8 protein-coding genes are annotated in these 15,588 nt (G+C 65.9%); 4 read left to right on the top strand and 4 right to left on the bottom strand.

Going from position 1 to position 15,588, the window contains the following annotated elements:
- Positions 1 to 65 precede the first annotated feature (65 nt).
- Positions 66 to 767 carry a response regulator transcription factor gene (locus tag SB816_RS01840; protein ID WP_054504555.1) on the bottom strand — a complete coding sequence of 234 codons (702 nt, stop codon included), beginning with the start codon at positions 765 to 767 and terminating at the stop codon, positions 66 to 68.
- 260 nt (positions 768 to 1,027) lie between these two features.
- Here SB816_RS01840 and SB816_RS01835 point away from each other — a divergent pair, with 260 nt between their 5' ends.
- The 3 genes from SB816_RS01835 to SB816_RS01825 are packed head-to-tail and all read left to right on the top strand — an operon-like array spanning position 1,028 to position 5,222.
- The gene (locus tag SB816_RS01835) at positions 1,028 to 1,744 is read left to right on the top strand and encodes a response regulator transcription factor (protein ID WP_054504554.1); all 717 of its coding nucleotides are present in this window, start codon (positions 1,028 to 1,030) and stop codon (positions 1,742 to 1,744) included.
- A 33-nt stretch (positions 1,745 to 1,777) separates the two neighbouring features.
- Complete coding sequence (locus SB816_RS01830) at positions 1,778 to 2,887, top strand: FecR domain-containing protein (protein ID WP_054504553.1); 1,110 nt, start codon at positions 1,778 to 1,780, stop codon at positions 2,885 to 2,887.
- A 10-nt stretch (positions 2,888 to 2,897) separates the two neighbouring features.
- A complete protein-coding gene (locus tag SB816_RS01825) occupies positions 2,898 to 5,222 on the top strand; it encodes a CHASE2 domain-containing protein (RefSeq protein WP_410546447.1) in 2,325 nt (774 codons plus the stop codon).
- An 18-nt stretch (positions 5,223 to 5,240) separates the two neighbouring features.
- On the opposite strand, the gene SB816_RS01820 is transcribed toward SB816_RS01825, so the two are convergent.
- A complete protein-coding gene (locus tag SB816_RS01820) occupies positions 5,241 to 6,548 on the bottom strand; it encodes a hypothetical protein (RefSeq protein ID WP_054504557.1) in 1,308 nt (435 codons plus the stop codon).
- A 158-nt stretch (positions 6,549 to 6,706) separates the two neighbouring features.
- Here SB816_RS01820 and SB816_RS01815 point away from each other — a divergent pair, with 158 nt between their 5' ends.
- Complete coding sequence (locus SB816_RS01815; RefSeq protein ID WP_064527425.1) at positions 6,707 to 7,102, top strand: TssQ family T6SS-associated lipoprotein; 396 nt, start codon at positions 6,707 to 6,709, stop codon at positions 7,100 to 7,102.
- Positions 7,103 to 7,213: 111 nt separating this feature from the next.
- Here SB816_RS01815 and rpoC read toward each other — a convergent pair whose 3' ends face one another.
- Positions 7,214 to 11,458: a DNA-directed RNA polymerase subunit beta' gene (gene rpoC / locus SB816_RS01810; protein ID WP_054504550.1), complete on the bottom strand. Its 4,245-nt coding sequence runs from the start codon at positions 11,456 to 11,458 to the stop codon at positions 7,214 to 7,216.
- Positions 11,458 to 15,570, bottom strand: coding sequence for a DNA-directed RNA polymerase subunit beta (gene rpoB, locus SB816_RS01805; protein ID WP_020925808.1), 4,113 nt, complete (start codon positions 15,568 to 15,570; stop codon positions 11,458 to 11,460). The genes rpoC and rpoB overlap by 1 nt, the downstream gene beginning before the upstream one ends.
- Positions 15,571 to 15,588: the final 18 nt, after the last annotated feature.

Raw genomic sequence — 15,588 nt, 5'->3', positions numbered from 1 at the left:
GGCCCAGGTCGGGAAAATTGGGGCCAAATTGACGACGCAAAGGCGCGGGTCTTGGCCGCGCGGCTTTATTGGTCGGCGAACAGGTAGCCGCTGCCGTAGACGGTGCGGATCGGCAACATCAACCCCGCCATTTCCGCCTTGCGGCGCAGACGGCTGACGATCACATCGATGCTGCGCGTGCCGCTGGCGCGCGCGCCGCCGCCCTCCTGGCGCAACTCTTCGCCCAATTCGTCGCGGCCGACCGCCCTGCCCGCCACCTCGAGCAGCGAGCGCACGATCAGGCGTTCGTTGGCCGACAGCGAAATCGTGGTGCCGGACGGCGCCGCCAGGGTCCAGCCCTGGTCGCGCAGTTCCCACTGGCCAAGGGTGGGCTCCTCGGTCGCCAGATTGTCCTGTACGGCGGGCAGGCGTCGCGCCAGCGCCAGCAGGATGCAGGCCAATTCGCGAGGGTCGTGCGGCGGCGGCAGGCAGGCGTCCGCGCCGCTCTGCAGGCAACGCAGGCGGGTATCCAGGGACAGATTGTTGCCCATCACCACGATACCCAGCGGCGACGAGCCGTGCAGGCGGGCCACCAGGGCATAGCCGATTTCACCGAGGGTGCCCACATTCAGCACCACGGCGTCATAGGGACTGTTGCTGAGCAGGCCGAACAATTCCAGGGAAGTCGAGCAGCCGCGGGCCGAAATTCCAGCTTGAAGCAGCGCGGACACAGCGGTATTACGTGCAGCCTCGTCCGGCGACATCATCAGTACGCGCAATTGATTCATAGTTCTTTCCATCCCATCTGCCCCGCCCGCGCCCGGCAGACTGCGCCGGTTGACGGGAGGGGTCGGGACAGTGTGGCGCGTTGTTGTGCAACAACTCCAGTCAAGATTCGTTAAGTTTGCAATGTTTGACAGTTCTTGGCACAACGTAGCCAACAGTGACGCCACGCGAGTTATCATTCCATTACACAATCCTTTCTTCTTCTTGCAGTAGGGCGCCACAGGGCGCGCTTGCGCAGCCAACCTTCGCGAGACCACGTCTGATGAAAATCGCGTCGCTGGAAGACGACCTGGACCAGGCGAAACGTATCCAGCAAGTCCTGACTGCCGCCGGATATACCTGCACCAGCTATCAGCAAAGCCGCGACCTGCTTGCCGCTTTGCGCACTGAAACGTTCGACCTGGTGCTGCTGGACTGGCACCTGCCCGATATCGATGGCGACGATGTGGTGCGCTGGCTGCGCGCCAACATCGGCCCGCGCATTCCGGTCATCTTCCTGACCAACCGTTCCAGCGAGGACGACCTGGTCGAGGGCCTGCGCGCCGGCGCCGACGATTACATCGTCAAGCCGCTGCGGCCGCTGGAGCTGCTGGCGCGCGTCGCGGCGCTGCTGCGCCGCAGCCAGATCGCCGAGCCCGCCGATGAATCGTTCGACGTGGCCGACTACCGCATCGAGCCCGCCGCGCGCACGATCCTGCTCAAGGGCGCGGCGGTCACGCTGGCGCCCAAGGAATTCGAACTGGCGCTGCTCTTTTTCCGCAACCTCGGCCGCCTCATGTCGCGCGACGTGCTGGCCGAATGCGTCTGGAACCGCGAGATCCCCGCCACCTCGCGCACGCTCGACACGCACCTGTCGAACATCCGGCAGAAGCTGCAACTGCGCCCGGAACACGGCGTGCGCCTGAGCTCGTCCTATGCGCTCGGCTACCGGCTGGAATTGATATCCGCGTCCGAAGATAGCCCGCCCCCCGCGCCCTAGCGCCCGGCGGCATTACCTGGAGATTTGAACGACATGAGCCGCTGCCGCGCGCTTTCTTTGCTTGCCCTGCTTTCCGGCCTGCTGCTCGCAACCTCCTCCCACAGCCAACCCGCGGGCGCGCTGGGAGAGAACTTCATCTACCGCGTGCGCCAGGGCGACACGCTGATCAACATCGCCGCGACCTACACGCGCAACCAGGCCAACTGGAGCCCGTTGCAATCGCTTAACCAGGTCGCCACGCCCGAACGCCTGCCCATCGGGCTTGAACTGCGCATCCCCCTGTCGATGATTCCGGAGCGCGCCGCCGATGCGCGCGTGGTCCACGTCAGCGGCCAGGCGAACCTGGACGGCCAGGCCCTCAAGCCGGGCGCCAACGTGGCCGAAGGCAGCAAGGTCGTGACCGCCCCCAACGGCTTCGTGACCCTCGAGCTGGCCGATGGCTCCAAGCTCACGCTGCCGGCCGACGGCGCCGTCGAGCTGACGCGACTGCGACAATTCGAAGGCACCGACCTGACCGACTCGGTCATCCATGTCGAACGCGGCAGCGTCGAATCCAGCGTCGCGCCCGGCGGCCAGGGCGTGGGCCGTTTCGAGGTCCGCACGCCGGTGGCCGTGACGGGCGTGCGCGGCACGCGTTTCCGTGTGCAGAGCGGCAGCCAGGGCGTGCGCAGCGAAGTGCTGGAAGGCAGTGTGCGGCTGCAGCCGCACGCCCCCGGCGCCGCCCCGGCGCAACCGGTGGCGGTGGCCCGGGGCTACGGCGCCGCCATCGGCGCCGACGGCAGCGTGGCGGGCGTGCGGCCCTTGCTGGCCGCGCCCCAGCTCGGCGAGCCGGTGCGCGCCGGCGGTGGCAGTTGGACCAGCGCGTTCCCCCCCGTGCCTGGCGCACAGGCCTACGTCGTGCGCGTGGCCCGCGACGCCGACGGCACGCAACCGGTGTCCTCCACCCGTTTTCCCGGTCCGGACATCCGCTTCAGCGCCCCCGGTCCCGGCACTTTCTACGTTTCGGTGCGGGCCATCGACGAACTGGGCCTGGGCGGCCAGGACGCCACGGCCACCTTCACCGGGGTGAACCAGCTGATGACCAACAGCGGCCTGGGCGTCGCCACCGGCTTCGGCGGATTCGTGACGCTGAACGATTACTAGATCCACGCCCATGGCAGATGCCGCCGACCCCAACGACCGGGCCTCGCGATCAGGCCTGTGGTTGACGGTGGCGCTGGCGCTGCTGGCCGCGCTGCTCGGATCCTTCAATGGCCTGGGGCGCGTCGATCAGATCCTGTATGACCGCGCCGTCGCGCTGACAGGGCGCGACATGTCGCCCGACATCGTGATCGTGGCGATCGACGATACCAGTATCGATGCGCTCGGCCGCTGGCCCTGGCGCCGAGCAGTGCACGCGGCGTTGCTGGACCGCCTGCAGGGCGCGCGCGCGGTCGGCCTGGACCTGATCTTCGCCGAGCCCGACACCACTCATCCCGGTGACGACGCGATCCTCGCCGACAGCTTGCGCCGCAACGGCCGCACCGTGTTGCCGGTGGTGTTGGACCGCCTGGCCTACCCCTCCTCCATCAGCACGCCCATCCCGATCCTGGCGCAAGCCGCGGCGGGCAGCGGCTTCATCAACGCCAACCTCGATGCCGACGGCGTGCTGCGGTCGGCGGTACTGACGGCGCGTTTCGCTGGCGAGCGCTGGCAGCATTTCGCGTTGAGCATGCTGGACGTGGGCGGCCAGGCGGCGATGGCCGACCGACTGCTGCGCCGCGCGGGCAAGGACGGCGGCATCCTGATCCCCTACGCCGGCCCCGCGGCGCACACCCGTGCGGTGTCCTACCTGTCGGTCCTGCGCGGCGACGTGCCGCCCGAGCAGTTGCGCGGCAAGTATGTGCTGGTGGGCGCCTGGGCCACGGGCCTGGGCGACGCCTACACCACCCCGGTCTCGCACGAGGTGAGCGGCATGCCGGGCGTGGAGATCATCGCCAACCTGCTGCAGGCGGCCAACGACGACATCGCCTTCCGGCCGCCCGTGCCCTGGCTCAATGCCCTGTTCTCGGCCCTGCCGGTGCTGCTGGCCTGCCTGGCGCTGTGGCGCCTGTCGCCCAACCTCGCGCTGCTCGTCAACATCGGGCTGCTGGCGCTGGTGCTGCTGGCCAGCCTGCTGCTGCTGGGGCACAGTTATCAATGGTTCGCGCCGACCGCCGCGCTGGTGGGCGTGGCGCTGTGTTATCCCCTGTGGAGCTGGCGCAGCCAGGAGGCCGCGCTGCGCTACATGGACAACGAATTGCGCCGCCTGCAGCGCGAATACCCGCCCGTGCTGAACGAAGCCCGGGCGCAATCGGGCGGCCCCAGCGCCTCGCTGGAAAGCCGCGTCGGCGAACTGCGGCGCGCGCTGGCGCGGGTGCGCAACCTGCGGCGCTTCCTGGCCGACGGGCTGGATGGCATGCCCGACGCAACGCTGGTGTTCGACCAGGACGGCCGCATGCAATTTCGCAACCAGGCCGCCGTGATGTACTTCCAGCGGCTGGGCATGCGGCCGCCGCGGGTCGGCCATCCGGCCATCCACCTGCTGGAAAAGACCATCGGCGACGACGCCACGCGACAACGCGTGGCGCAGGTATTGAGCGGCCAGGGACACACGGCCGAGCAATCGCCCTGGAGCGCCGACCTGGAAGTGCGCGACCACGCCGGCCGCGACCTGATTCTGAAATGCGCGCCGATCCATACGGCCGAGGGCAACTTCGCCGGCACTGTCGCCACCCTGACCGACATCTCCGGCATACGCCAGGCCGAACGGCAGCGCGAAGAAACGCTGCGCTTCATCTCGCACGACATGCGCGCGCCGCAAAGCTCGATCCTGGCGCTGGTGGAAATGAAGCAGGATGGCGTGCCTCAGGACGGCCGCGACGAGACCCTCACCCGCATCGCCGCGCTGGCCAATCGCACGCTGCACCTGGTCGACGACTTCGTGCACCTGACGCGGGCCGAATCGATGGCCATCAACGCGGTCGAGCTCGACCTGGGCAGCCTGCTGCAGGACGGCGTCGATGAATTCTGGGCGGCCGCGCACAAGCGCGGCATCACGCTGGCGGTCGCGCCCTCGCTGCCGGTCGCCTACGTACTCGGCGACCAGACGCTGCTGGTGCGGGCCTTGAGCAACCTGATCGACAACGCCATCAAGTACAGCCCACCCGACACCCGCATCACCTGCGACATCGACCAGGCAGCCGGCTACTGGCGCGTGCACATCCGCGACCAGGGGCAAGGCATCGCGGCGCAGGATCTGGCGCGGCTGTTCGAACCGTTCGCGCGCGTCGGGGTCGCCACCCGCGGGGACGTAGGCGGCGCCGGATTGGGATTGGCCTTCGTGCGCACCGTGGCGCAACGCCACGGCGGCGAGGTCGAGGTGAACAGCCAGGCGGGCGTCGGCTCGGTGTTTACGCTGTGCCTGCCGGTGGCGCCCGAGGACACCACGACCCATTAGGACCTGGCGGCGTTCACATCACTGGAAGGTGTGCGAAATGACGGCCGGCTTGCCCGGCTTGACTTCCAGAGTCGCCCGATAGGGCGGCAGGTCGGCGTTGCGAAGCAATACTTGGTATTTGCCGGGAATCAGCCGCAATTCCTTGACCGGCGGACTGATGCCGCGCGCCACGCCATTGATCCACACTTCTCCCCACGGCCGGATGTCCAGGCGCACCAGCACGGGCACGGGCTTGGGTTTGGGCGCGTCGTCCTGCGGCGCCGCGGCCGACGCGGCGGGTTCCTGCACGCGTGGCGCGGCATTGGCGTCCGGCTCCGACGCGGCGGGCGGCGCGGAGGGCGCGGCCGCCCCAAGTCCGGCCGGAGGGACGGCGGGCGGCGTCGCCGCCGGGCCGCCCGCGTCCGGCGCGGGCGTATCGGGCAGGACGGCCTGCGGCGCGGGCGCAGCCGACTGTGGCGGCGTCGGTTCGGCGGCGGGAGCCGCGGGGCTGGCTGCGGGTGGCGCAACAGGCGCCGCCGGCGGATTCGGCTGCACCACTTCGGAACGGGTAATGAGGGCATTGCCGGTGCCGAGCCCCGAGCGGATCCAGGCGTAGGCGCCGGCCCCGATCAGCGCCACCAACAACAGCAGAAACAGCAGCGGCCGGCCGCCGCCGCGCGGCTTGGCGGCCACTGCCGCAGGCGCGGCCGGCACGGCCACCACCTCGGCCGCGGCCGTTTCCGGCGCGGCGGGCGACTCGTCCACGTAGACCGCGATGTCCAGCAGGGCGGCCAGCTCCCCCAGGGTCTGCGGTCGGTCGGCCGGCAGCATGGCCAGGCCACGATCGATCGCGTTCAGGAACGCCGGGCTGTATTTCGTCAGGCCCAGCGATGCCAGGGGCTCGTAACTGTCCGTGGCGCGGCGCTCCGGCGCCGGCGGCGGGCGCAGCCCGATCACCAGTGCGTGCATCACCGCACAGAGCGCGTAGACGTCTGTCCACGGGCCGCGCGGCCATTCGGCCGAATCCGTGTACAGCTCGAACGGGGCAAAGCCCGGCACGGGCGTCAGCCCCGAGCGGCGCGAGCGGGGCACCGACAGCTCCGGCAACAGGTGCGCACGCGCGCCTTCGTCCATGCCCACCGTATCCAGCGAGATGTCGCCGCATATTTCGCCTTGCGCATGCAGGCCCATCAGCGAAGGCAGCAGATCCGACAACAACCGCTTGATGCGGGTTTCCGGCACTCCGCCCGCCGCACTGGCGGCGATGGCGCTCAAGGGGCGCAACGCGAGCGGCGCGGCACCTGAAAAAGGGCTGCGCGGCGTGTGCAGGCCGGCGGGTGAGGACATGTTCAACATACTGCGCAAGGGGGCGCGAAAACGGGTTAAGGGCAGATAGGCGGAATATTATCCAATCCGTTACGCCAGGACATTGCCGAAAATGTCGGAGCGCATCAGGCTGTGGCACGATAGCGTATCGTCAAATTCCCCCACCTAGATGAAAGCCCATGAAAATTCGCCTGCTCGGCAGTTTGCTCGGATTATCGTTCGCCCTGGCCGGCTGTTCCGGCCTTCCGGTCGCCCAGCCCGACCATCCGCCCACGCCCGAGGCGCTGGAACAGTTGCAACAGGTTCGTGACCAATATAGCGCCGGGCACTACGGCGAGGTCATCCGCCGGGTAGCCAGGTCCGACGAGCTGGCCGGCTCCAGCAAGGCCGTGCGCATCGAGGCCTACAAGCTGCAGGCGTTCAGCTACTGCGTCAGCAAGTATCCGCAACTTTGCGAAGACAGCTTCAGCCGCATCCTGCAACTGGATCCCGCCTTCGAACTGGCGCCGAACGAAGCCGGCCATCCGGTCTGGGGCCCGGTATTCCAGCGCGCCAAGAACCAGGCCGCCAGGTAGCGTCAGCGCCCCGCCGCGCAGACAAAAAAAGGCCGCTGATTCGCATCAGCGGCCTTTTTGCTTCTGGCCTCCCCCGCCGGGCCTGCGCGGGGGGTGCACCGGACGTCGCCCTTATTCGGCGGCGTCCTCGCTGCCCAGGTCGGACGACGGGGCATCGGCGTCCAAGCCCACCGTGACCGGCGAGTCTTCGAACGGGTTGGCCAGCTGGCGGGCGGCTTCGCGTTCCGCGGCCTCCAGGGCTTCCTTGTCCTTGCGGGCATGGTGGTACGCCAGGCCGGTACCGGCCGGGATCAGGCGGCCGACGATGACGTTTTCCTTCAGGCCACGCAGGTCGTCGCGCTTGCCCATGATGGCGGCTTCGGTCAGGACACGCGTGGTTTCCTGGAACGAGGCGGCCGAGATGAACGAGTCGGTCGACAGCGAGGCCTTGGTGATACCCAGCAGCACGTTTTCGTACGTGGCCGGACGCTTGTCTTCAGCGTTGACGCGGTCGTTCTCGTTCAACAGCTCGGAGCGCTCGACCTGCTCGCCCGGGATGAACTCGGTATCGCCCGCATCGACGATGTTCACACGGCGCAGCATCTGACGAACAATCACTTCGATGTGCTTGTCGTTGATCTTCACGCCCTGCAGACGGTACACGTCCTGCACTTCGTCGACGATGTAGGTCGCCAGCTTCTCGATGCCCTGCAGGCGCAGGATGTCGTGGGGATCGGCCGGGCCGTCCACGATCATTTCGCCCTTGTTCACCACCTGGCCGTCGTGCACCAGCACCTGCTTTTCCTTCGGAATCAGGAACTCGTGGCTGACGCCTTCCAGGTCGGTGATGACCAGGCGCTGCTTGCCCTTGGTGTCCTTGCCGAACGAGACCGTGCCGGTGACGTCGGCGAGCATGCCGGCATCCTTGGGCGAACGGGCTTCGAACAGCTCGGCCACGCGCGGCAGACCGCCGGTAATGTCGCGGGTCTTTTGCGATTCCTGCGGAATACGCGCCAGGACTTCACCCACGGCAACCTGCTGGCCGTCACGCACCGTGATCAGCGCGCCGACCGGGAACGAGATGTTCACCGAGTGATCGGTGCCAGCGATCTTGACGTCTTCGCCGTTCTCGTTGACCAGCTTGATCTGCGGACGCATGACGATCTTGCCGCCACGGGTCTTGGGCGTGATGACGACGAGCGTCGACAGGCCGGTGACTTCGTCCACCTGCTTGGCCACGGTCACGCCTTCTTCGATGTTCTCGAAGCGGACGGCGCCACCGTATTCCGACACGATCGGACGGGTCAGCGGATCCCACGTCGCCAGGCGCGCGCCGGCCTTCACGGCCTCGCCATCGCCCACCAGCACGGTCGCGCCGTACGGGATCTTGTGGCGTTCGCGTTCACGACCGTTGTCGTCGAAGATCGCCAGTTCGCCCGAGCGCGAAATCGCGACGCGTTCGCCCTTGGCGTTGGTGACGTAGCGCATGGTGCTGGCAAAGCCGACCACGCCGCTGGACTTGGTTTCCACCGCGCTGGCCAGGGCCGAACGCGACGCCGCGCCACCGATGTGGAACGTACGCATCGTCAGCTGCGTGCCCGGTTCACCGATGGACTGGGCGGCGATGACGCCGACCGCTTCGCCCTGGTTGACCGGCGTGCCGCGGCCGAGGTCACGGCCGTAGCAGTGCGCGCACAGGCCATGGCGCGTTTCGCACGTCAGCGGCGTGCGGACCTTGACTTCGTCCACGCCGATGCGGTCGATCATGTCGACCATGTCTTCGTCCAGCAGGGTGCCGGCGGTGATCGCCGTTTCCTGCGTGTCCGGGTTGACGATGTCGATGGCGGCCACGCGGCCCAGGATGCGGTCGCGCAGCGGCTCGATGACTTCACCGCCTTCCACCAGGGCCTTCATGTTGTAGCCCTGCGAGGTGCCGCAATCGTCCTCGGTGATCACCAGGTCCTGCGTCACGTCGACCAGACGACGGGTCAGGTAACCCGAGTTCGCGGTCTTCAGTGCCGTGTCGGCCAGACCCTTACGCGCGCCGTGAGTCGAGATGAAGTACTGAAGCACGTTCAGGCCTTCACGGAAGTTCGCGGTAATGGGCGTCTCGATGATCGAGCCGTCCGGCTTGGCCATCAGGCCGCGCATGCCGGCCAGCTGGCGGATCTGGGCGGCCGAACCGCGGGCGCCCGAGTCAGCCATCATGTAGATGGAGTTGAACGACTCCTGGCGCACTTCCTCGCCGTGACGGTTGATCACGGGTTCGGTGGCCAGTTGCTCCATCATCGCCTTGCCGACCTTGTCGCCGGCCTTGCCCCAGATGTCCACCACGTTGTTGTAGCGTTCCTGGGACGTGACCAGACCCGACGAGTACTGCTTGTCGATTTCCTTCACTTCACGGCTGGCTTCGGCCAGGATGCCTTCCTTGGCCGACGGGATCAGCATGTCGCCCATGGCGATCGAGATACCGCCGCGGGTGGCCAGGCGGAAGCCCGACTGCATCAGCTTGTCGGCGAAGATCACCGTGTCGCGCAGGCCGCAACGGCGGAACGACTGGTTGATCAGGCGCGAGATTTCCTTCTTCTTCAGCGCCTTGTTCAGCACGGTGAAGGGCAGGCCCTTGGGCAGGATCTCGGACAGCAGCGCGCGGCCGACGGTGGTTTCGTGGCGGCGGATCACCGGCTGCCATTCGCCATTCTCGTCACGCTCGTGTTCCTTCAGGCGCACGGTGATGCGGCTTTGCAGCTCCACTTCACCGTTGTCGTAGGCGCGTTGCACTTCAGCGACGTCGGTGAAGAAAATGCCTTCGCCCTTGCCGTTGATGCGCTCGCGCGTCGTGTAGTACAGACCCAGCACGATGTCCTGGGACGGCACGATCGACGGTTCGCCGTTGGCCGGGAACAGCACGTTGTTCGAAGCCAGCATCAGCGTGCGCGCTTCCAGCTGGGCTTCCAGCGACAGCGGCACGTGGACGGCCATCTGGTCACCGTCGAAGTCGGCGTTGAACGCCGCGCAGACCAGCGGGTGCAGCTGGATGGCCTTGCCTTCGATCAGGACCGGCTCGAACGCCTGGATGCCCAAACGGTGCAGCGTGGGCGCACGGTTCAGCATGACCGGGTGTTCGCGGATGACTTCTTCCAGGATGTCCCAGACCACCGGTTCCTGGCTTTCCACCAGCTTCTTGGCGGCCTTGATGGTCGTGGCCAGGCCCATCATCTCCAGGCGATTGAAGATGAACGGCTTGAACAGTTCCAGGGCCATCAGCTTGGGCAGGCCGCACTGGTGCAGCTTGAGCTGCGGACCCACCACGATAACCGAACGGCCCGAGTAGTCGACGCGCTTGCCCAGCAGGTTCTGACGGAAACGACCGCTCTTGCCCTTGATCATGTCGGCCAGGGACTTGAGCTGGCGCTTGTTGGCGCCGGTCATGGCCTTGCCGCGGCGACCGTTGTCCAGCAGCGAGTCGACGGCTTCCTGCAGCATGCGCTTTTCGTTGCGCAGGATGATTTCAGGGGCCTTCAGCTCCAGCAGGCGCTTCAGACGGTTGTTGCGGTTGATGACGCGGCGGTACAGGTCGTTCAGGTCGGAGGTCGCGAAGCGGCCGCCGTCCAGCGGCACCAGCGGACGCAGGTCCGGCGGCAGCACGGGCAGCACTTCCATGACCATCCACTCGGCCTTGATGCCGGACTTCTGGAAGCCTTCCAGCACCTTCAGGCGCTTGGAGATCTTCTTGATCTTGGCTTCCGAGCTGGTGGCCTTCAGTTCGCCGCGCAGCGTTTCCACTTCGCGGTCGATGTCGATGGTGCGCAGCAGTTCGCGCACGGCCTCGGCGCCCATCAGGGCACGGAAGTCGTCGCCGTATTCCTCGGTCTTGGCCAGGAAATCGTCGTCCGACATGATCTGGCCGCGCTTGAGCGGCGTCATGCCGGGTTCGATCACGCACCAGGCTTCGAAGTACAGGACGCGTTCGATGTCGCGCAGGGTCATGTCGAGCACCATGCCCAGACGCGACGGCAGGCTCTTCAGGAACCAGATGTGCGCGACGGGGCTGGCCAGCTCGATGTGGCCCATGCGTTCACGGCGAACCTTGGCAACGGTAACTTCAACGCCGCACTTCTCGCAGATCACGCCACGGTGCTTCAGGCGCTTGTACTTGCCGCACAGGCACTCGTAGTCCTTGATCGGGCCGAAGATCTTGGAGCAGAACAGACCGTCACGCTCGGGCTTGAACGTGCGGTAGTTGATGGTCTCGGGCTTGCGAACTTCGCCGTAGGACCACGAACGGATCTTCTCGGGCGAGGCGATGCCGATCTTGATGGCATCGAATTGCTCGTCTTGCGAGACTTGCTTAAAGAGGTCGAGTAGCGCTTTCATTAGTTACGCTCCAAATCCATGTCCAGGGCCAACGAGCGGATTTCCTTGACCAGCACGTTGAACGATTCCGGCATGCCGGCATCGATGACGTGATCGCCCTTGACGATGTTTTCGTATACCTTGGTGCGGCCGGTGATGTCGTCGGACTTCACCGTCAGCATTTCCTGCAGGGTGTAGGCGGCGCCGTAGGCTTCCAGCGCCCACACTTCCATTTCCCCGAAACGCTGGCCACCGAACTGCGCCTTGCCGCCCAGCGGCTGCTGGGTCACGAGCGAGTACGGACCGGTCGAACGCGCGTGCATCTTGTCGTCGACCAAGTGGTGCAGCTTCAGGTAGTGCATGTAGCCGACGGTGACCGGACGCTCGAACTTCTCGCCGGTGCGGCCGTCGTACAGCCACGCCTGCGTGCGCGAGGGCGTCAGCGCCATGCGCTTGGCGACGTCGTCCGGATAGGCCAGTTCCAGCATCTTGGTGATTTCCTCTTCGGTCGCGCCGTCGAAGACGGGCGTCGCGAACGGCACGCCGTTCTTGAGGTTCTGGGCCATTTCCATGACTTCTTCGTCGGTCAGCTCGTCGATGCGCGCGCCGGTGCCGGTCGTGTTGTAGACCTTGTCCAGGTAAGCACGGACGTTCTTGACCTGCGCGGTGCGCTCGTCGCGCAGCATGTCGGCGATGCGGTGACCCACGCCCTTGGCAGCCCAGCCCAAGTGCACTTCCAGCACCTGGCCCACGTTCATCCGCGAGGGCACGCCCAGCGGGTTCAGAACGATGTCGGCCGGCGTGCCGTCAGCCATGTGCGGCATGTCTTCCACCGGGGTGATGCGCGAGACCACGCCCTTGTTGCCGTGACGGCCTGCCATCTTGTCGCCAGGCTGCAGACGACGCTTCACGGCCAGGTAGACCTTGATCATCTTCAGCACGCCCGGGGGCAGCTCGTCGCCCTGCGTCAGCTTCTTGCGCTTCTCTTCGAAGGCCAGGTCGAACTGGTGACGCTTCTGCTCGAGCGATTCCTTGGCCTGCTCCAGCACCACGGCGTGGGGCTCGTCGGCCAGGCGGATGTCGAACCACTGCCAGCGGTCCAGATCAGCCAGGTAAGCCTTGGTGATCGTGGCGCCCTTGGCCAGCTTGCGCGGGCCGCCGTTGACGGTCTTGCCGACCAGCATCTTCTCGATACGGTCGAACTGGTCGTTTTCAACGATGCGCAACTGGTCGTTCAGGTCCTGGCGATAGCGGCGCAGTTCATCGTCGATGATGGACTGGGCGCGCTTGTCGCGCACGATGCCTTCGCGGGTGAACACCTGCACGTCGATGACGGTGCCGGTCATGCCCGAAGGCACGCGCAGCGAGGTGTCCTTAACGTCGGACGCCTTTTCACCGAAGATGGCGCGCAGCAGCTTTTCTTCCGGCGTCAGTTGGGTTTCGCCCTTGGGCGTGACCTTGCCGACCAGCACGTCGTCGGCGCTGACTTCGGCGCCGATGTACGTGATGCCCGAATCGTCCAGGCGGTTCAGTTGCGTCTCGGCCAGGTTGCTGATGTCGCGCGTGATTTCTTCCGGACCCAGCTTGGTATCGCGAGCGACAACCGTCAGTTCCTCGATGTGCACCGAGGTGTAGCGGTCATCGGCCACGACCTTTTCGGAGATCAGGATCGAGTCTTCGAAGTTGTAGCCGTTCCAGGGCATGAACGCGATCAGCATGTTCTGGCCCAGGGCGAGTTCGCCCAGGTCCGTCGATGCGCCGTCGGCCAGCACGTCACCCTTGGCGACACGGTCGCCACGCTTGACGATGGGACGCTGGTTGATGTTCGTGTTCTGGTTGGAACGCGTGTACTTGATCAGGTTGTAGATATCGACACCGACTTCGCCGGCGACGTTTTCTTCGTCGTTCACGCGAATAACCACGCGCTCGGCGTCGACGTGGTCGACCAGGCCGCCACGCAGCGCCTGCACGGTGGTGCCCGAGTCAACGGCCACGGTGCGCTCGATACCCGTGCCCACGACCGGCTTTTCCGGACGCAGGCAAGGCACGGCCTGACGTTGCATGTTGGCGCCCATCAGCGCGCGGTTCGCGTCGTCGTGCTCCAGGAACGGAATCAGCGAAGCGGCGACCGACACGATCTGCGACGGGGCCACGTCCATGTAGTGCACGTTGGCCGGGGCGGTCAGCATGGTTTCGCCGGCTTCACGGCAAGCCACCAGGTCGTCCACGAACTTGCCTTCGTCATCGAGCGCGGCGTTGGCCTGCGCGATCACGTAATGGCTTTCTTCGATGGCCGACAGGTAGTCGATCTGGTCGCTGACGCGGCCGTCGACGATCTTGCGGTAAGGCGTTTCCAGGAAGCCGTACTCGTTCAGGCGAGCGTACAGCGCCATGGAGTTGATCAGGCCGATGTTCGGGCCTTCCGGCGTTTCGATCGGGCAGACGCGGCCGTAGTGGGTCGGGTGCACGTCACGGACTTCGAAGCCGGCGCGCTCGCGGGTCAGACCGCCCGGGCCCAGTGCGGAAACACGACGCTTGTGCGTGATTTCCGACAGCGGGTTGGTCTGGTCCATGAACTGCGAAAGCTGGCTCGAACCGAAGAACTCCTTGATGGCGGCCGAGATCGGCTTGGAGTTGATCAGGTCGTGCGGCATCAGGTTTTCGGTCTCGGCCTGGCCCAGACGTTCCTTGACGGCGCGTTCGACGCGCACGAGGCCGGCGCGGAACTGGTTCTCGGCCAGTTCGCCGACGCAACGCACGCGGCGGTTGCCCAGGTGATCGATGTCGTCGATCTGGCCACGGCCGTTACGCAGCTCGACCAGCACCTTGATGGTTTCAAGGATGTCTTCGTTGGTCAGCGTCATCGGGCCGGTGATGTCCTCACCACGGCCCAGGCGGCTGTTGACCTTCATGCGACCGACGCGCGACAGGTCGTACGTTTCTTCGCTGTAGAACAGGCGCTGGAACAGTGCTTCCACCGCTTCTTCGGTGGGCGGTTCGCCAGGACGCATCATGCGGTAGATGGCAACGCGCGCGGCCATCTGGTCGGCGGTTTCATCGGTGCGCAGCGTCTGCGAGATGTACGGGCCGCGATCCAGGTCGTTCGTGTAGAGCGTCTGGATGTCGTGCACGTTGGCGGCGCGCAGGGCGCCCAGCACGCTTTCGGTGATCTCGTCGTTGGCGTTGGCGATGACCTCGCCGGTATCGGCGTCAACGATGTTCTTGGCCAGCACGCGGCCGTACAGGAAGTCTTCCGGCACGGAGATGCGCTGGATGCCGCCGGCAGCCAGGTCGCGCAGATGCTTGGCGTTGATACGCTTGTCTTTTTCGACGATGACCTTGCCGGAGCGGTCCGCGATGTCGAAGCGGGCCATTTCGCCCTTCCAGCGCTCGGGCACGAATTCCATCATGGCGCCTTCGCTCTTCAACTCGAAGTTGTCGAAGTCGAAGAAGTTCGCCAGGATCGATTCCGGCGTCATGCCGATGGCCTTGCACAGGATCGTGACAGGCATCTTGCGGCGACGGTCGACGCGGAAGAACAGGATGTCCTTGGGGTCGAATTCGAAGTCCAGCCACGAGCCGCGGTAGGGAATCACGCGGGCCGAGAACAGCAGCTTGCCCGAGCTGTGCGTCTTGCCGCGGTCGTGTTCGAAGAACACGCCAGGCGAGCGGTGCAGCTGCGAGACGATGACACGCTCGGTGCCGTTGATGACGAACGAACCGGTGCCCGTCATGAGCGGAATTTCGCCCATGTAGACTTCCTGTTCCTTCACTTCCTTGACGGTGGGCTTGCTGACTTCGCGGTCAAGCAGCACCAGGCGGACCTTGGCTCGCAGGGGCGAGGCATAGGTCAGGCCACGTTGCTGACATTCCTTGACATCGAACACCGGTTCGCCGAGCACATAGCTCACGAACTCCAAGCGCGCCATACCGTTGTGACTAACGATCGGGAAAATCGACGAAAACGCCGCCTGCAAACCGTCGGCTACGCGATCGGACGGGGCGGTATCCGCCTGCAGGAAAGTTAGGTAGGATTGAAGCTGAGTCGCCAAAAGGAAGGGAACGTTTTGAACGTCTTCACGCTTGGCGAAGCTTTTGCGGATGCGCTTTTTTTCGGTGTACGAGTAAGGCATGAGCACTCCGACTCGAGG

Origin of the sequence: Achromobacter sp. SIMBA_011, assembly GCF_046535435.1 — a bacterium.
Taxonomy (GTDB): Bacteria; Pseudomonadota; Gammaproteobacteria; order Burkholderiales; family Burkholderiaceae_B; genus Achromobacter; species Achromobacter dolens.
Note: the sequence above shows the minus strand (reverse complement) of the source record. Positions and strands in the feature narration are given on the sequence as shown.

Coding starts and splice junctions, on each gene's coding strand:
- SB816_RS01840 (WP_054504555.1), bottom strand. CDS start 767: ATGAATCAATTGCGCGTACTGATGATGTCGCCGGACGAGGCTGCACGT.
- SB816_RS01835 (WP_054504554.1), top strand. CDS start 1,028: ATGAAAATCGCGTCGCTGGAAGACGACCTGGACCAGGCGAAACGTATC.
- SB816_RS01830 (WP_054504553.1), top strand. CDS start 1,778: ATGAGCCGCTGCCGCGCGCTTTCTTTGCTTGCCCTGCTTTCCGGCCTG.
- SB816_RS01825 (WP_410546447.1), top strand. CDS start 2,898: ATGGCAGATGCCGCCGACCCCAACGACCGGGCCTCGCGATCAGGCCTG.
- SB816_RS01820 (WP_054504557.1), bottom strand. CDS start 6,548: ATGTCCTCACCCGCCGGCCTGCACACGCCGCGCAGCCCTTTTTCAGGT.
- SB816_RS01815 (WP_064527425.1), top strand. CDS start 6,707: ATGAAAATTCGCCTGCTCGGCAGTTTGCTCGGATTATCGTTCGCCCTG.
- rpoC (WP_054504550.1), bottom strand. CDS start 11,458: ATGAAAGCGCTACTCGACCTCTTTAAGCAAGTCTCGCAAGACGAGCAA.
- rpoB (WP_020925808.1), bottom strand. CDS start 15,570: ATGCCTTACTCGTACACCGAAAAAAAGCGCATCCGCAAAAGCTTCGCC.